At 40.4% G+C, this 18,218-nt stretch carries 12 protein-coding genes; 7 read left to right on the forward strand and 5 right to left on the reverse strand.

The annotated features are described in order from the left end of the window. Positions 1 to 3: 3 nt before the first annotated feature. The 5 genes from mtaC to mtaA all read right to left on the reverse strand — a co-directional run bounded on the left by mtaC (position 4) and on the right by mtaA (position 8,004). Complete coding sequence (gene mtaC, locus BKM01_RS04990) at positions 4 to 768, reverse strand: methanol--corrinoid protein MtaC (RefSeq protein WP_072360972.1); 765 nt, start codon at positions 766 to 768, stop codon at positions 4 to 6. 68 nt (positions 769 to 836) lie between these two features. Beyond that, positions 837 to 3,968 (reverse strand): PAS domain S-box protein, encoded by a 3,132-nt coding sequence (locus tag BKM01_RS04995; RefSeq protein WP_072360969.1) that lies wholly within the window; start codon positions 3,966 to 3,968, stop codon positions 837 to 839. Between the two features lie 189 nt (positions 3,969 to 4,157). Further along, a complete protein-coding gene (locus BKM01_RS05000) occupies positions 4,158 to 5,348 on the reverse strand; it encodes a GTP-binding protein (RefSeq protein ID WP_234993676.1) in 1,191 nt (396 codons plus the stop codon). Beyond that, on the reverse strand, positions 5,300 to 6,931 hold the full coding sequence (locus BKM01_RS05005; RefSeq protein WP_072360966.1) for a methylamine methyltransferase corrinoid protein reductive activase: 1,632 nt from the start codon (positions 6,929 to 6,931) through the stop codon (positions 5,300 to 5,302). The genes BKM01_RS05000 and BKM01_RS05005 overlap by 49 nt, the downstream gene beginning before the upstream one ends. Before the next feature lie 53 nt (positions 6,932 to 6,984). Then, positions 6,985 to 8,004: a methylcobamide:CoM methyltransferase MtaA gene (mtaA, locus tag BKM01_RS05010; protein WP_072360963.1), complete on the reverse strand. Its 1,020-nt coding sequence runs from the start codon at positions 8,002 to 8,004 to the stop codon at positions 6,985 to 6,987. 629 nt (positions 8,005 to 8,633) lie between these two features. Here mtaA and BKM01_RS05015 point away from each other — a divergent pair. The 7 genes from BKM01_RS05015 to BKM01_RS05045 all read left to right on the forward strand — a co-directional run bounded on the left by BKM01_RS05015 (position 8,634) and on the right by BKM01_RS05045 (position 18,040). Further along, positions 8,634 to 9,935 (forward strand): sulfatase-like hydrolase/transferase, encoded by a 1,302-nt coding sequence (locus BKM01_RS05015; protein WP_157769615.1) that lies wholly within the window; start codon positions 8,634 to 8,636, stop codon positions 9,933 to 9,935. Between the two features lie 84 nt (positions 9,936 to 10,019). Continuing rightward, on the forward strand, positions 10,020 to 10,856 hold the full coding sequence (pheA, locus tag BKM01_RS05020) for a prephenate dehydratase (protein WP_072360959.1): 837 nt from the start codon (positions 10,020 to 10,022) through the stop codon (positions 10,854 to 10,856). Between the two features lie 6 nt (positions 10,857 to 10,862). Then, positions 10,863 to 11,759, forward strand: a complete 897-nt coding sequence (locus tag BKM01_RS05025) for a DUF7502 family protein (protein WP_072360957.1) — start codon at positions 10,863 to 10,865, stop codon at positions 11,757 to 11,759. Positions 11,760 to 11,777: 18 nt separating this feature from the next. Beyond that, positions 11,778 to 12,746 (forward strand): AAA family ATPase, encoded by a 969-nt coding sequence (locus tag BKM01_RS05030; protein ID WP_072360955.1) that lies wholly within the window; start codon positions 11,778 to 11,780, stop codon positions 12,744 to 12,746. Positions 12,747 to 12,777: 31 nt separating this feature from the next. Further along, a complete protein-coding gene (locus BKM01_RS05035; protein ID WP_072360953.1) occupies positions 12,778 to 13,662 on the forward strand; it encodes a DUF58 domain-containing protein in 885 nt (294 codons plus the stop codon). Further along, on the forward strand, positions 13,662 to 15,536 hold the full coding sequence (locus tag BKM01_RS05040) for a vWA domain-containing protein (RefSeq protein WP_072360950.1): 1,875 nt from the start codon (positions 13,662 to 13,664) through the stop codon (positions 15,534 to 15,536). Before BKM01_RS05035 ends, BKM01_RS05040 begins: the two co-directional genes overlap by 1 nt. After that, positions 15,536 to 18,040, forward strand: coding sequence for a vWA domain-containing protein (locus BKM01_RS05045; protein WP_072360948.1), 2,505 nt, complete (start codon positions 15,536 to 15,538; stop codon positions 18,038 to 18,040). The genes BKM01_RS05040 and BKM01_RS05045 overlap by 1 nt, the downstream gene beginning before the upstream one ends. The last annotated feature ends 178 nt before the right edge of the window (positions 18,041 to 18,218 follow it).

The raw sequence follows: 18,218 nt of genomic DNA on the forward strand, positions 1-18,218 counted from the left end.
TCCTTAGTGTTTATGGAAAGCATCCCTTAATTTCCTTATATCCAATCCGTGCAGGATGGAATCTGCAATTTTTGGTACGTCTGCAGCTTCCTCACAATATACCCCCAGATCATAATCGGAAACAAAGTCCTGGGTAACAGCACCCCCGCCACAGACTACAGGTACATTTATATCACTCGCAAGCAGTCGCGAATTCACGTCTTTGAAAGCATGCATTGTAGTGGTCATCAAAGCTGTTCCCGAAAGCATTATCGGGTTTTCTCTTTTGGCTGCGGCTACAACTTCTTCAACAGGCACATCTTTTCCAAGGTCAATAACCTCATAACCATTGGCACGTAAAAGAACGGTTACAATCTTTTTCCCGATGTCGTGAATATCTCCCTCTACAACATAAGAAATGATCTTACCCTTTGATTCATGAATCTGCTTGGATTGTTCCTTACAGTATTCTATTCCTTCAATCATTGCCTGGGCAGAGATAATAACATCCGGCAGGTACAATAATCCGTAATCATAGAGAGTAGATACCACTTCCATTCCTGCCATTAGAGCATCGTTTATAAGTGAAAGAGGATCAACTCCGGAATCAATTGTATTTTGCAAAGCAACGACAACTTCATCCTCATCGCCTTCAAAAACAGCTTTGGCGACCTGACGAATATGTGGGTCTGTGGGGTACAGCTGTTCTGCCACCTCTTCAGGAGTCATATCGCTTTCAACCAATATGTTGTAGCGCATCAAGATGTTTTTAGGATTGATATCTATCATTTTTGCCCCACTTTACTTGCATTCCTTTAGTTACTATGCTTCTGTATTAGTAATTTATGAATTTATCGTCATTCAACAATTCTATTGACAACGACGACCACATCACTACCGTTCCATTCCCCCCTTTGCATTGTAGTATCGACATTTATTAGATTATTATTTTTGTCCATCAATGTGAACAATTTTTTTTGTTTGTTGCCATTGAGGGCTTCGTTAAAGGCTTTTGCAGCATCAAGTACCTGAGTATGGGAATGAATTTTTACAAAATTCATACCTGTAATTTCCTGTTTGGAATATTTCAGGGTTTTTGCAACATTAAGATTGGAATAAAGGATACAGCCTTCTGAATCCACCACAAAAATCAGCTCAGATATTGTGTCAAAGAGCACCTGTAAATCATACTGCCCTTTCTGAATGCCTGCCTCTTTTTCAATCCTGTCAAGCACAGAACCTATCTGGTTTGCCACAGTTTCAAGCGAGTTACGTATAGAATACGGAATTTCATAATTTTTATGGGATGCCAAAAACAATACTGCAGATAAATTATCATTGGTTATTACAGGGATAATAGCTGTTGCCAGGAGGTTATCCTTGCCTTTTTTGGATCTAGAGAAGGGATAGATTTCAGAATAAAGTTTATATACGGGATATTGTACTGACAGGAATCTTCCTCTAAGTGAATCCATTTCAATTGTAGAATGATTTTCAGCAAACTCATCGGAAATATTACGATGAGCTACAATATTAAGGTCTTTACTGGATTTGTCAACAATATAGAGGGCACCTGCATCCACACCTTCAATATGAAGAGCCAGCTCGAGTAACTGATCAAACATTTCTTGCATATCACCGGTGGGTGTCAGGAAATTCCCAATATCCGTATCAATATCTAAAAAGCGATTTACTTTTTTTCTTTCAGTGATATCAAGGATTATACCTTGATAGTGGCTTATTTCATTATTTTCATATTGGATGGAACCTCGTTCTTCAACCCAGCGCACGTCTCCATTTTTTGTGATTATGCGGTATTCCAGATTGTAATCCGACATTCCTTCATCTGAATATTTTGCAAGCTTCTGATGGACATAATCGAGATCAGAGGGATGTATTATATCTCCATATTGTAATTTTCCGGAAGTAAACTCCTCGGCCCTGTAACCAAAATTTTCAATGTTTTCAGATACAAATTCCACCGGCCAATCTTCCTCCGGAGCCCAAAAGAAAACTATTGCAGGACTGGTACGAATTACAGACTGAAGCACTTTTAGAACTTTAAAAGTTTCAAGAAGTTCGTTCTCCTTTTCTTTTTGTTGTGTAATATCGCTTATAAATGCCATTACTGCAGGTTTGCCTTCATGGTCGATTACAGATGTGCTTACGATTACAGGTATTTTTTTGCCGTTCTCTGTAACCAGTTCAATTTCATCCCTGGAATGAGACATCTCCTTTTGCTGTATATACTGCTGGTTTTTTTTTGTCACCATACGGCGATATTCTTCAGCAACGTAATTCCTAAAATCCGTATCAAGTATTGAATCACAATCGTTGCCCACGAATTCACAAAACATCGAATTTGCAAATTTAAGTTTACCATCCTGAATTACTACTATTGCATCATTGCCGTTTTCCACAAGGGAAGAATATTTGATTTCAGAATCACATAACGATTTCTCGGCCATTTTATGTTTGATTGTAGTCCATATATCCTGTATAAAAAGTTCTAATTGATTTTTTTCCATTTCTTTAAAAGCTATATTCCTGCTAAAACCTGCAACCATTGCGAGCTGCTCATTTTCAAAAGTAGGTATTTCGACAGTTTTTCCCGCATCCATAACATTGGATTTTCTATCTTTGAACTCAAAATACTCAATTCTTCCGGATACAAATGATTCCAGATCTTCTGCATCAGGAGCATACAGTATTTTTTCAGGGTTGCCATCCATCCCCACCTTGCAAAAGTAGCCCCAATCGCTGTCTGTAAATTCAACTGTAAGTTCAAGAGCAAAACGAGCTATTTCATCGAAAGAAAAAACTTCCATTCGGTTTAATTTTAAAAGGGCTTCAAGTCGGGATTTGTTCATTTGAAGAGTGGCTTCAGCACTTTTTTGCAGGGAAATGTCTTCAAAGATGCCGATTCCACCCTGTAAAACACCATCCAGGAGCAAGGAATTACATGTAATTTTTATAGATTTGGATGAATATTGAGTATTGACCTCGTATTCTCCCCTGTAAGAAAGAGAGTTGCCGGAAAGCACCTGTTTTATCTGGCCAAATACTTCCGTATCGGGAATATAATCAAAAATTTCAGGTTCTTCCTTTTCATCAATAAAAGATTTAAATATATAATTGAAGGCTTCATTGGAATTTCTTATACTACCTTTCCTGTCAAAATAAACAATCCCAATCGGTGTTTTTTCAAAGATTGACCTGTATTTCTTTTCAGCTTCTTTAAGATGTTCTTCTGCTTCCTTTTTAGCTGATATGTCCCGAAATACGACCATCACTGCAGATCGATTGCCATACTCAACAAGTGATGATGAAAGTTCGAAAGGAATGACTTTACCTGATGTTGAAAGTAATTCGATCTCATATGTCATTTCCCTGTATATTTTTTTTTCAATACGCTTGGTATATTTTTTGTACAACATCCGCCGATATTGAATCGGAAAATAATCCAGGAAATGTGTGCCTTTTATTTCATCCCACTTTTTACCAACAATTTTTCCGAATTTGCGGTTTGCAAACTGGATTTTCTCATCTTGAATTATGATTATTCCTTCTGAAATACCCGATGTGAAAATGGAGAGCAGGTCTTCAAATTTTTCAGATTCATTTTCAGAAAATAGATGTTTTTCCAGTGTGAGCATAAATGCAGGGGCATCAGGCAAATCGGGATTCAAGTAATGAGCTGTAAAATTGTAGGCTTCACCGGAACTATCTTCAATGGAATGAATCGTTGGTTTATTTTGTGAGGGGATACTTTTGAGGGACTGAACAATTTCTTTTTTGGTAAAGGGCCATATTTCAATATCAAAAACTGATTTTCCATAAGAGTTTTCTGGAATTCCTAATAAACTGCTCATTTTGGAATTTACATATATTATATTATATTTACTATCAAGTAAAAGAATACCAGTGTCCAGAAAATCTAACGCGGGAGCAAGATTAGTTTGCCCTTCTTTTAAAATAGGTTTTTCCATAATGTTCCTGCCAATGCATCGACAATTAATATACACTACAAATCAATCTCATGTATATAAGAGGATTGCGTAACTAATATATATATCCTTTTTCAATGGTAACATGCTCACACCTAAAACTCGCTTCCTTCACTCCAATCGATGATTCGTGTTCATAAGGTGTGAGCATATTCTTTAGCAACATTTCACTTACACACCTTCTGGATGATTGTGATTGTCGTGGTTGTGACTTTCATGGTTGTGCTTATGGACAGCAGTTTTTACTATTTTTATACCATGATTTGTGAATATTTCCTTGACAAAGGAATCCACAAGTTCCATTAATTCCAAACGAGAAACATTTGAAATTGCAGAGAGGATCTTGACAGAAGGTTTGGAAGAATATGATTCTATAGTTTCAATTTGAGGGTTTTCTTCGGCTCCTGTAACACTGGAACGTACATTTACGGTACCGGCTTGCAAAATCACTTTCATGTGACCGACAAATTCCGGATTCATCACAAGTATCTCTTTTTTTAGACTTTCCATAAGGTTTGAAACTATTGATTGGGCTTTCTCAGATTCAAGATAATCATGACTTAGACTGTATTCAGATGCATAAGTAGCCATTTTTGAAGACTCTATCGAATTTTCTCCACTAGCTGCAACAATTTCTTCCGCATCAGGACTTTTATCAATACTTTCTTTTCTTCTATCTACTTCAAGGGATGTTTCATCACTTAATAGTGTACTAATGAATTCTGCAAACTCTTCATCCCTGCTTTTCGCGGAAAAACGAACCGTATGTGCCTGCGGATTCATCTGCTGGACTGAAGATTCAACTATCGGTATATATAAGTCCTCTATTAAATCCACTTTGTTGATGGCCAGGATTTCAGCATCAATGATCTGTCTTTTGGAAAACTGTTTCGTTTCTTTCATTATTTGCTTGAAACGGCTGCCGTCAATTACTGTTACAAGAGGTGCAAACTCGACATCTTTCAAATTCATCAGCATGATATCTTCTTTTATTACAGCAGGAAATGCAATACCTGTGGGTTCAACAAGTAGTATATCCGGTTTCATTTTCCTATAAATTTCATCTACGGTATACCTCATATCTCTCTTGAGAGTACAACACACACAACCGTTTGTGAGCTCTATGGAATCAAAACCATAACTGGAGATGATATCAGCATCAACTCCAACCTCGCCTATTTCATTTACTATTATAGCAGCTTTCTGGCCCCTTTCTCCAAGATATTTTCCAATGCGGAGGATTGTAGTGGTTTTCCCACTTCCTAAAAATCCTCCCACAACGAGTACTTTCATTCGTTTAAACCTTCCATCGATTATTGTTCCATTGATGGTTCCTGCATCATAACATCCAGATTTTCCCATTTAAAAAGATCATGGGGACAGGCATGTATGCATTTCTGACAATGAGCACCATCGCATAGATCAGTACGTATCATTACTCTGTTATCTTCCATAGAAAGGGCATCATTCGGACAGACCTTGACACACTTATGACAGGTTTCACATCCTTCAATGACCATCGTAAGATATGTTCCAACCTTATCAAGAACATGAAGACCTTCTTCTCCCAGTACAGGGATATCTTTCACTACACGCTTTTCAACAGCAGGAACTGATTTTACGACATCTATTGTAGGTAGTTTCTTTTTCTTCAGGTATTTTTTAAGCACTTTGAAAGGCATGCCTTCTCCCCAATAAGAAAGTTCGAGAATGTAGGCTTCCTTAAATGCATCATCCATAGCAAACATGACATGTGTTCCAACGATTTGCTCTGCAATTTCCTGTAATTCCCATAACCTGTCCTCTGAGAGCAAAATTTCTTTGGCAACTATCAAGGAGGTGTTGCCAATTTGGCTAATTTGACCTACATCATAAGGAATCATGCCAATATTATGCGCCTTAATAGCATCCATATAGGTTCCTGCAGCACCTGACATATACGCAGTTTGTATGTCTTCCATTCCTATTCCGGCAGCATTACAAAGAGTTATATGACCTGCTCTTATAGCCCCAATCGCCCTGCCAGCTTCTACAAGATCATGTTCGTTGAACTTTATTCCGTCCTGCAATTGGATGACGCTGTTTTTCAGGTTGATCTTTGGGAGTACTACAAGACCATTTTTAATAGATTCATCAATTAAAGAAATTACACCTGTTCCAGTAATACCATGTGCTTCTATGTCTCCTTTATCTATTACTGTACCATCATCTGGTTTTACGAGGTCACCCTGTACAGTATCCATTTCATCATTAAGGACATAGTTACGTAGTGCTTTATCTTCAAAGGACACATCAGATATAGCATGAGGCCGGGCAATCGTACCATCTGCAATTTCCTGTCCTTCCAGGGCTGGTCCAGCTGCAGCCGAGCCTGTATAAATTACATTTCCCACTTTCAAAGCCATCTCGGCATTTGTTCCGTAATCCGTTGCAATTGAAATGTCTGCATTGTCCAGCATACCAGATTTAACAATAAGTGCAAGAGCATCAGCTCCCACTTCATGTTTAATTGCAGGAGGAATAACAACAATACAATCATCAAGATCCTCGAGACCCGGAATAAAGATACTTTTTACAACAGCTGCTTTGCGTTCCTGTTCTTTTATATTATATTTTGCTTTTTTTCGCTGTCCTGCATATGCAAGATCATCGATTGGTATTCCCTGAAACAGGGATAACTGGATGGGATTTCCGCAAATCGCGATTTTATCAGGAGATGAATGAATTCCAAGTTCCTCAAGAATATTACGGAAAGCACCTATTACTAGTTCATGAGCAAGATCCTGACCATAATTCATGGCAAAATCCAAATGATCCATGACATTGGCTCCCGGAAGAGGATTGTTCATGGTAATCACCGTTTTATGAATTTCACCATTTTCAATATCTATTTTCTGAGCCCTGAAACCACTGGTTCCAAGATCAATAGCAACTCCCACTTTCATATAACCACCTCTTTTGATTAAAAGAGGGATGCAATCAGGCATCCCTTATACAATCAGGAAAAGTATTCATCTCTTCCTTCAACCAGTGCCTTTACGTTCTCAAGAGGGGAATTTGGAGCAATACCGCAGCCAGGGGCAACTACAGAGATTCCATCATCCAGGGCTTTTTTAACCTCTTCTTTTACTTTGTCAGGAGTTCCACTGAGTATTGTAAAAGGACTGGACACATTACCAACAAGAGTAGCGCGACCTTCAACTGTCTTTTTGGCCTCCTTTACATCCTTTACCTTTTCCTCGATACTCAAGCCTTCAAATTTACAATCTCCCATCATATCCAGGACAGGTGTTACATTTCCACATACGTGAAGGATTTTTATACAATCCACAGCTTCTGCAAATTTTGCAAGACAGGGTTTAAGGGTATCATTGAATGTGGCTGGATTCATAAGGTCAGGAGAAGCCACCGGGTCTGCCACACATATCATATCTACTCCACTATCAAGAAGGATATTGGCATATTCGATACATGCATCAGTGGCAAAATCAAGGATGGTTTTAAAGTCATCAGGCTTCTTGATAGACCATTTCATGAATTTCTTGACACTGGCAAGATCGGAGGCCAGGGTAACCGGACCTTCCATTCCTGCTATAATAGGTACATCTTCGCCTACACTATCCCTTACGATACCTGTAGCTTCAACCACTGCCGGAATCCTTCCCAGTTCAGCCAGGTTATCAGGCATTTTGAGATCGTCAATTCCTTTTTTATAGGGATGTTCTGTTATTGAGGGTTGCCTGTTTTGGGTACCCATGTTCACTTCACAACCCATGGCTTCGGCCAGGACCGTTAGGCAAAATGGATATCTTACAGCTTCCAAACCGGCTTCAGTGTGAGATGCCAATGCCAGTTTTGCCATTTTGGAAGCATCTGAATGAGCCTCGGGCCAGGATGCACCGGTCATTTCCATGAGCTCTACTGTTGCAGTCTGTGTAACAGAGGCAACCGGGGCTTTGTCTACAGACTCGCCCTTTAAAGCATTCGTTAATCTGGTTTTTTGAGTCAGTTCTGACATACTTTCAACACTCCAATCTATGAGTATGTGCCATGTTTGGGGCACATTATGATCAATTAAATTTGCAATTTTATTGTATATAAATGTTTTTATTGCTTATATGCAATATATATAGGTTTTGCAAATGCCAATTTAAAATTGAAAAGTATATTATTTTAAAAAGCATGGCTATTGTTATTGTTTTTAGAATAATATTGTCTGAATAGCAGGTATAATTAGATTAAATGTATAAGGAATACTTATATATTATAATTGAAAACAGCGTATTATAAACTTATATATAAAAATAATTGTAATTTTATATCTATACTATAAAATTTGTAAATATAGCATGTCTATTGATATCGATTATTTATCAAACAAAACATTAAAATTCAATCTATTTTAATAATGAGGGATGTACTTATATGACAGTAAACTGGAAAGCGTCACTCAACGTAAAAATAAAACACCGTAGCATAAAATACTAATATGAAACAATATTTTTATTCTTGATGATATATTCCAGAAGGCAAATTTGGCAGATTGGGAAAATACTTCTCCTCCTATTATTTTTATGCATTACAATAAATCCGGCCGGATGTGCAACATTTATTGAAGCAGGAGATACAAATAATCCTGATGGTGTAGTGGTACTGATAGTTGATGGTCTTGGAAACGGATACATAAATCCTGAGCTGGATGTAAAAACAATCGATGGTTCCATTCTCAAAAAACCCGGGATGTCAAATCTTCCAAAAATATATAATCAGGCTGTGATTTTTGATTCTGTTTTTGTCCCTGAACTGAAAGGTAATAGCGGACACAATGTTATCATGACAGGTAACAGGGATGCAGATGACACAATGGTAGGTTATGATAATGCCAGTATTTATGACGTTGTAAAGAAACATGGATACCTGACAGTTGGGGTACTGGAGAGAGGTGACTCCGAAGAAGTAGTTGCAGAAAATGATCTTGTTCTCCATGACACAACCAATTCCATAAATGAACCCGTAATGCAGGTTTCGGTATCCGGAAAAAAGGATATAGATGCCCTTCCGCTTCTTACAACAGAGTTTGAGACACATGCATCCCGGGCATTATCCAGAGTTGAGAGTACGCCTTCCGGCACAATCCAGAGATATTATACCTACAATAAATTGGCTCTGGATGCTGCAATGGATTCTATCAATATCCTTGAAAATGAAGGCAGGGATAGAAAGTACTTCATAACCGTCAATATTGCCGCGCTTGACACAGCAGGACTCTACCGGGGCTATAAAGGTTATAGTCAGTGTATTGAAAACCTTGATTCCATGATTGTGCCCCTTTATGAAACATGCCAGGAAAACAATCTGGCACTGGTTATCACGTCTGACCATGGGATGGCATTTCCTGATGCTGAATCAAGAGGAGGGGCAAAATCAGACAAATATGCCTCTGCAAATGAGGTTCGCAATGTGCCATTGATAATTTTGTCCCCCAACATTAAACAACAACGAATTCAGGAAACGATTGGCCAGGAAGATATAGCACCAATTATGTTGAGTACGCTTGGCATTGCGGATAGGCCTGCTTTTTGTGAGGGAAAGGAAAAGAACCTGAAAGAATATGCAGTGCTAAAAGTCGTGTCACCGGGCATTACCAGCATTAAACTTAGCAGTAGTGGTAAAGAAGTTTGTTCTGGAAGCAATGATTCCGTGTACTATATAACCGGTCTGGAAAAGAATAAACAATACACTCTGGAAACAGTGATTGATAGCAGTGGTGAAACATACAAGGATACACTATATATCGAGAACGATATGGTAATTAAAATAAAGGAAAAAGATAAAAATCAGGACTCTACTACTTCTTTGGAAAACAACATGCACCTTGTGGGAGGGATTTTGATAGGAGTTATTAATCTCACAGGTCTGACAATGATTTTCAGGATAATGCGCAATTGATAGGTTGTTAAGGAATTTGGAGACATCTATCTATATGCTATTTTATCACAAATTATTTTAAATATCAGTCATCTATGAAAGTCAATGAAAATCGGCATTTTGGGGCCTGAAAGTTCATATTCTGAAAAAGCTGCAAATATATGGAAAGCACACCTTGGAACTAATCCGGATATTTCATATCTGAAGGACATTTCAGAAGTATTTGAAGTTCTTCAGGATAATTCCATAGACTATGGTGTTGTACCAATAGAAAATTCTATAGAGGGTTCTGTCGGTGTTACCCTTGACCTACTGCTGGAACATGAATTTTCAATCATTGGGGAAGTTGTGGTTCATATCCATCACTGCCTGCTTTCAAGGGGGAAAAAAGAGGATATAAGAATAATTCTGTCCCATCCTCAGGCACTGGCACAATGTCGCCATTTCATCCGGAAGAATTACCCGGATGTGGAGATCAGGACTACAGGTAGTACTTCACATGCTGCTAAGCTTGCAACGGAATTTTCGGAAATGGCTGCTATTGCGTCCAGAAAGGCGTCTGAAAGTTTCGGGCTTGACATTCTTGCAGAAGACATACAGGATTGGAAACCTGATCTCACCCGGTTTGTAGTAATTGCCAGAAAGCAAGACAAGCGAATTCAAACCTGTACACATGACTGTAAAACTTCAATTATCGTCTATCTTGACAGAGACCACCCGGGTGCCCTCTATGAAATGCTGGGTGAACTTGCTACAAGAGGGATCAACCTTACAAGGATTGAATCACGCCCTTCCAAAATGTCCCTGGGAGATTATGTGTTCTACATCGATATGAATGGAAGTATAAAAGATCCCGATGTAAAAGAAGCACTTGATAACTTGAATCAAAAAGTTTATATGTTAAAGAATCTGGGTTCCTACCAGAGTTACATGGAAGAGTGAAATTCAATGACCGGTACAGAGGATCTTGAACAATTCATTCATCGGCAGGAAAATGCTGTTCGCAAATACCAGCGGTTGTTTAAACTGGCAGAATTTGTCATCCTGACCCTTGCCATCTATACTGTCCTGCTTTTGGTAAATATGGAAAATGCATTTGGACTGGTAAGAGCACTGGAATTATATGCCGATAAAAGTTATGATGTTGCTTCATTGACAATTTCATTTTCAACTATTGCACTTCTTCTTATTTCAATTGGAATTTCCCTAATAATAACTTTGCTGCTCTATAGAAGAGAAAAGAACACCTCAGTTATCTTACTGGCAGAAGAGAAATATCCAGTCCTGAAAGAAAGGCTCAGGACAGCCTATGATAACCGCAATCTGAACAATGTTATAATCAATGATTTGATTTATTCAGTGCTGGAAACTACAAAGGAAATACATTCATCTGCTTTTCTTGACAAGAAAAAACTCAAGGTCATATTTATCCTTTTGATTTTCACTACCTCGGCCCTGGGTATAGTTATATATTCGGATTTTCGCACAGACATAACTCCCGAAGGAATGAAAGAAGTAATCGACAATATACCGGGGATTCCCGATAATGGTGATACGCCTGAAGATTATTTCCCCTCTGATGGAGATGGGAATGAGGCAGGAAAGGAAAATATTACAGGTGAACCTGTGGTAGTCGTGGTGGAAGGTGAAGAAGTGGACCTGAGTATACCGCCAGGATCAGAATCCGGCTTTACACCTACCGGGCAGGAAGATGAAACCCAGCCGGAATTCAAACCCTCTTCTTCATACGAAGTCGGACAGATGACTGCTCCGGCTTATCGTGAAGAACTGCCGGAAGGGTATGAGCCAATCATAAAATCATATTTTGAAGAATTAACCAGATAATGTAGCAGGAGTAATTATATGGACAAAAGTTCTCAATCAGGTGAAGCGGATATCTACCGTAATACCAGTGATATTTTTACCAATCTTTTCAATGAGATTTCAAAGGTAATTGTAGGTCAGAAAGAAACAGTGGAACAGATTATTGTGTCCATCCTGTGTAATGGGCATACACTTGTGGAAAGTAATCCAGGTCTGGGAAAAACCCTTACAATATCCACAATTGCAAAGGTTATGGACCTGACATTCAGTAGAATCCAGTGTACTCCGGATCTGATGCCTGCAGATATTACAGGTACTCATTTTATAGAGGAAAGCGGCGGGCACAAGGAATTTAAATTCGAAGCAGGACCTGTTTTTGCCAATATAGTGCTTGCAGACGAAGTAAACAGGGCATCCCCTAAAACCCAGTCAGCCCTGCTCGAAGCAATGCAGGAAAAACAGGTGACTGTAGGAAATGATACATTTATCCTGGACAAACCCTTCCTCCTTCTGGCAACCCAGAACCCTATAGAAATGGAAGGTACATTCCCTCTACCCGAGGCCCAGCTGGACAGGTTTTTGCTCAAGATCCTGCTGGATTACCCCTCTTTTGATGAGGAAAAGGAAATTGTGCGCCGTTACACCATGGTGGATATACCTGAAGTAAACCGGGTTCTCAAGAAAAGTTCGGTGCTGGAACTGCAACGCCTTACCCGGGAAGTACCGATTGCCGAGGACATAAAGGCCTATGCCATCAAAGTCGTCATGACAACACGTAACTGGAAAGAACACCTGGAATACGGTGCTTCCCCACGTGCCTCTATAGGATTGATACTTGCAGCCAAGGCCCGCGCACTTATTCACGGGCGTAATTATGTAAGCAAGGAAGATGTGGATACCATGGCTTATCCGATACTCAGGCATCGTATAATGCTGACATTCGAATCCGAGCGCAGGGGAATTACTCCGGACAAAGTTATTGGCGAGATCATTACAAGAACTGAATGAGCTTTCCCACAAATAATAAAGGGCCCCTTCAATGACTGAAAAAAGACATAGCATTGATGTTAGTTTCCTGAAGGAACTTGACAGGTTTTCCTTTATGGTACGCAAGCGAGTATCCAGTGTATACGCCGGTAGCCGTCGCTCAATCCACAGTGGGAAGGGATTAGATACCCGGGGATACAGGGAGTATCACTGGGGTGATGAACCAAGGACTATTGACTGGAATGTCTATGCACGTACAGAAAAACTCTATGTAAGGGAATTTGAGGAAAGTAAATCCCTGACAAACCATATCCTGCTGGATGCAAGCAATAGTATGGAATATTCATCAGAAGGGCCTACCAAATTCGAATATGGTGCGATGCTTGCTATCGGATTTGCTTATCTTGTAACAAAAGATAATGACAAGTTCGCAATTTCCACATTTGCAACCAATGTTAGTTTCAGTCAGCCAAAACGTGGCAGGAAATACCTGCTCAGGGCTATCGACAGGCTGGCAGAAGCAGAAACCGGGGGCAAGACATCCATTGAGGAATGCGTGAAACAATACGAAAAAGCGATACGTTCGCGTTCCCTTGTAATAATAATTTCTGACTTCCTGGACGATCCAAAATCCATTGAATCCGCTATATACAGGCTTTCAGTCCATGAACTTATTGTGATACAGGTAATGGATAAAACTGAAAAGGATCTACAAGTTGATGGTCTGGCAAAATTGACTGATATGGAAAGTGGTGAAGAATTGCAAACCTATGTCAGCAAGAATTTCCAGAAGAATTATCAGGAATTGCTCAATGAGCATGTCTACAGGATACAGGAAGCCTGTGATCATGTAGGTGTGGATTTTTACCAGTTTTCAAACGATAAGCCAATCTTTGAGGCTTTCCTTGAAACACTGAGCAGCAGGAGGCGATGGTAATGCCCTTTGATAACACAATGGCCCTTGCCGCTCTTGCAAGTGTGATCCCTTTAATAATAATTTATCTTCTCAGGCCCAAACCTGTCCAGCTTAGTATACCTTCCCTGATGTTCTTAATGCAGGTGGAGAAGCAGAAAAAACGTTTTTCATCAATCCGTAAACTGCTCAAAGATCCACTGTTTCTTATCCAGCTGCTTGTACTCATACTGCTTTCCACCGCTGCAGCAGCGCCTTTTTACACTTCCCAGGAAGACCTGAGTGATGAGCATACTGTAATTGTCATTGACGCCTCCGCAAGTATGCAGGCAGGCAATCGTTTTGACGATGCAACACGCCTGGCTGAAGGATATCTCAGCAAGAAGAACAGTATAATACTGGCTAAAAGCAGTCCGGAAATTGTTGTTGAGAACACAGGTTCTTCACAAGCATCTGATGCGCTTGAAAATATCGAGCCCAGCGACACGATAGCTGATATTTCCGGAGCAATGTCTGAAGGTATGAGACTGCTTTCGCAGAGAGGCGGTACAATGATTGTGGTGTCCGATTTTGCCAGCTGGGAAGGAGAAGATCCGGTATCTACAAAACAGCTTGCCCAGTCCTATGGGATTGACACTGCTTTTGTTGATGTAAGCTCAGCAGTGGGCAATGTGGGAATCATAGACGGCTGGATAGACACCGAAGACGGTAATTACGTGTATACCTGTGTTGTCAAGAATTATAATGACTTTACCGAAAGGGTTGATATAGAAATTGAAAACCCGGCTGGTTCAGTAAAGCGCTCTCTTAATGTGGGACCCTCGGATACGGCCCAGTTTCGTGTGAATCCCCTATCTCCCGGGGTTACATCAATATCAATTGCAGATGAGGATAGTTTGCCGGCCGACAATAATGCATATGTGGTAATTCCAACCCAATCGGATACGAAAACCCTGTTTGTTTCGGATGAAGAGAAGTTACCATCAAATATTTCTCTTTCGACACTGGCGTCTGTGGATATTTCTACGGCTGAGGGAATTCCTTCTTCCACCGATGATTACAGGATAATGGTCATTGGGCTGAAAAACCGTCCTCTTGCATCCACTGAGGTAGAAAGGCTTGACAGTTTCCTGAACAATGGAGGGCGGGTTGTAGTTGTAGCCAGCCAGATGCTTGCAGGCGGCAATGCCACAGACCAGTTCCAGGGAATGCTTCCGGTTATACCCGGTGATGTGGCTGAAGCACAGAATATCCTGGGTATCGATCTGGAAGTTGTCCAGTCCTCAAGCCTTACAGATGATGTGAAATTCAACGAGATTGCCATGTACAAATATCTCAATGCCACACCGCGTAATGATGCAACCGTTCTGGTTGCAACCGAGCAGGGAGACCCTTTACTTGCCCACTGGTCTGTGGGAGACGGGACACTGGTATATTTCGGCTTCAATGATGAGTTGGGTGAGCCCTGGAACAATTTCCACAACCTGCCCGAATACCCGGTGCTCTGGGCACGGCTTACAGCCTGGCTCGGTGGCAGCGGAGATATAAGCGACTATAACCATGAGACCGGAGATATAACCTCTCTTGCCCGGGAAATGACAGTACAGACACCCACCGGTACAATAACCACCCAGAAGGTATTGTTCGAGCAGGCCGGGACATATAAGATCGGAGGACGTACCGTAGCGGCCAACCTGTACAGTGACCGTGAATCGGATACTACCAGGCAAGGATCGGAGGTAATGGAACGTGTTTCAGACCAGAACAGGGACAGCCCTGACATAGTCCGTCAGGATAGTTATGAGGCAAAGAACTATCTGGACAATTACCTGATTATACTGGCTATACTACTGGCAATACTTGAAATCCTGATTATACGCAACCGGGGTGAACTGTGATGCTTTCCTTTGAACAACCCATTATACTTGCATTTATACTACCCGTGCTGGCAGGTACTCTATACCTTATGCTTAAGGGTGGTAACAAAAAACTGCTCATCTCCAGGGCAATTGTCCTGTCCCTGTTGATAGTTGCCATTGCTTCCCCTTTTACCCTAGTAAGCCAGGTAACAGAGCAGGAAAATCCGCAACTTGTGATTATTTCGGATGAAACCAAAAGCATGCAGCTCTTCGAGGAAGGTGTGGCCGATGAACTCTACGAAAGCCTTACTACCAAAACCCCAACCAGTCTTGTCAGGCTGACAGGCGACAAGACCGCTCTGGGAGACGCTGTGGTGCAGTATGCCAGCAGTGATAACCAGGTCGTGCTGGTGACTGATGGGAACAATAACTACGGGGAAAATCTGGAAGATTCCCTGCAATATGCTGAAAAGATTAATAGCACGGTTTATGCAGTCACTCCTGAAACACAGCACAATGATATGAGTGTCCGGATAGAAGGAGAAAAAACCGCAGTCCTTGGAGAATATATTTTTGATATTGTAGTTGAGCAGGCAAACCGCGATTTGGTAGATTATTCTATAAACCTAAAGGTAGATGAGAAAAAACGTAACGGTCTGCTCAGTACAATAAATCCGCATAGTACTAAACAGAATGTAATCCGACCCAAAGAACCGGTCATTTTTGAGTCCACCGGTGCACATACAATAGAAGTGGAATTAGTACCACGAAGTGAGGATTATGACAGTATAAACAATAAATTCACCAAATCTGTTTATGTGGTGCCCAAGCCCAAAGTGCAATATGTAACCGGTGAAAGTTACAATTCACCTTTTGCAAGAGATTTGAACCAATTATACACTCCTGTCACGGACGACAACTTCACTCAACTCGATGGTAAAAAAGCAGTCATAATTGACAATCTGTATATTGATGCACTTAATGAAGAAGATATAACTAATCTCCAAAAATACGTCACCAACGGTGGTGGACTGGTGGTAATAGGCGGAAATCAGGCTTATAACAATGGAGATTACCGCAATTCTTCACTAGAAAAATTGCTCCCCGTATATTCCTATCCTACGGAAAGCACCGGTGGGGAAGTTGTGGTGCTTGTTATTGATAAATCTGGTAGTATTTTAGGAGGAGATTACAAACCACCCTCTTATGATCCAGATGAAAAAGAATACGTCCCTGGTCAAGGTCTTCAGGACAAGGGAATAAATAAAAGTGAAATGTTTTTCATATCTTATGTTAAGGAATCAGCAAAAAATGTAACCAAAAATCCAGATTTTTCAGATGCTAAAATGGGCATAATTGCATTTGACGATGAAGGACATATTCTTTCAGAACTACAAGCATTGAATAAAAAATCCAACCAGAAAGATATAGAAGAAATAATTGACTCCATAGGAGCAGGTTCAGGTTCAGATTTGGGTGCAGGATTACAAAAGACTACAGAATTGCTTGAAGATGTACCAGGCCAGAAAATAATCATGATTCTTTCTGATGGAAAGATTGAGAACTATTATGCAAACAGTATTCAAAAAGCCCAGTCTATTCAAAAAGAACATAATGTAGTGTTCCAATTTTTCCGATTTAGTGATCCTTCTGGAACCGATTATGCGGAAAAATTCATACAGGAAATTGAAGGAGAAGCTGTACTGGGTGAGAATTACTTCATTACACCAGAAGGATTTACCGTTGGTGATATCCAAACCGACCAATCACAGACCGATGGACGAGATGAAGAGGAAGATGTTAATGCAACAGACACTTACCTGCTGGTGGAATACAATCCCACTCATTTCATAACAGAAAACTCCGAAGTCTCCAATGTCACTTTTTATAACGGTGTAACTGCAAAACCCGGTTCTGAAAGGGTTGTTTTGGCAGAAGACGGTAGTCCGGTTATAACGACATGGAGGTATGGATTGGGTAGGGTTGCATCTGTAACCACAGATCACAACAATTTCGGGAATCAGGATAATCTAACAGCAGCAACTCTTAACTGGGCTGTAGCAGACCCACAACCCGAAGAAGGTGCGGTTGTGAAGGCTCCGGATACATGGTACGGGCTACCTGCTAAAATCACTCTTACAATGTATGATGAGAAAGTTCCGGAACTTACATACAGAGACAATGAACTGGAACTGGCTTTTGTTGGGAAAAACACCTATGAAGCCCAGATATTCCCAAAAACAATCGGGATGCATTATGTGAGTGGTTATCCAATTGCTGTGAATTATGCCATTGAATACCGCGATGTAGGACTGAATGAAAAACTTCCTTCTCATATAAACCAAAATGGTGGCAAGGTCTATGACAATATACAGCAAGCCAGAGCTAAATTGTTGGAAGATGCCCGGCAGAACTCCCTCCAGAGTCGCATGGAGCCTGTCAGCTGGAAGATGTATTTCATCCTGGCTGCCTTGCTGCTTTTCCTGGGAGAAGTGATGCTTCGTCGCAGTCTGGAGATAATCGAATCCAGAAAGCAAGAATGAGACAAATCATTAATACGGCTTTGAAATTTTTTAATTCTTTAAAAATATCAGGGTCTTTATCTTATTTTAATCCGGTTGTGTTATATCTATCCATGACAATGTAAGAATTGTCCGGGATTTGTGCAGCATTGTTCCGGGCTGGATCAGCCGAGTTGGGGGACTACGGCTGATACATGGA

It is taken from the genome of Methanohalophilus portucalensis, assembly GCF_002761295.1.
In the GTDB taxonomy this organism is placed as follows: domain Archaea; phylum Halobacteriota; class Methanosarcinia; order Methanosarcinales; family Methanosarcinaceae; genus Methanohalophilus; species Methanohalophilus portucalensis.

Coding starts and splice junctions, on each gene's coding strand:
- mtaC (WP_072360972.1), bottom strand. CDS start 768: ATGATAGATATCAATCCTAAAAACATCTTGATGCGCTACAACATATTG.
- BKM01_RS04995 (WP_072360969.1), bottom strand. CDS start 3,968: ATGGAAAAACCTATTTTAAAAGAAGGGCAAACTAATCTTGCTCCCGCG.
- BKM01_RS05000 (WP_234993676.1), bottom strand. CDS start 5,348: ATGGGAAAATCTGGATGTTATGATGCAGGAACCATCAATGGAACAATA.
- BKM01_RS05005 (WP_072360966.1), bottom strand. CDS start 6,931: ATGAAAGTGGGAGTTGCTATTGATCTTGGAACCAGTGGTTTCAGGGCT.
- mtaA (WP_072360963.1), bottom strand. CDS start 8,004: ATGTCAGAACTGACTCAAAAAACCAGATTAACGAATGCTTTAAAGGGC.
- pheA (WP_072360959.1), top strand. CDS start 10,020: ATGAAAATCGGCATTTTGGGGCCTGAAAGTTCATATTCTGAAAAAGCT.
- BKM01_RS05025 (WP_072360957.1), top strand. CDS start 10,863: ATGACCGGTACAGAGGATCTTGAACAATTCATTCATCGGCAGGAAAAT.
- BKM01_RS05030 (WP_072360955.1), top strand. CDS start 11,778: ATGGACAAAAGTTCTCAATCAGGTGAAGCGGATATCTACCGTAATACC.
- BKM01_RS05035 (WP_072360953.1), top strand. CDS start 12,778: ATGACTGAAAAAAGACATAGCATTGATGTTAGTTTCCTGAAGGAACTT.
- BKM01_RS05040 (WP_072360950.1), top strand. CDS start 13,662: ATGCCCTTTGATAACACAATGGCCCTTGCCGCTCTTGCAAGTGTGATC.
- BKM01_RS05045 (WP_072360948.1), top strand. CDS start 15,536: ATGCTTTCCTTTGAACAACCCATTATACTTGCATTTATACTACCCGTG.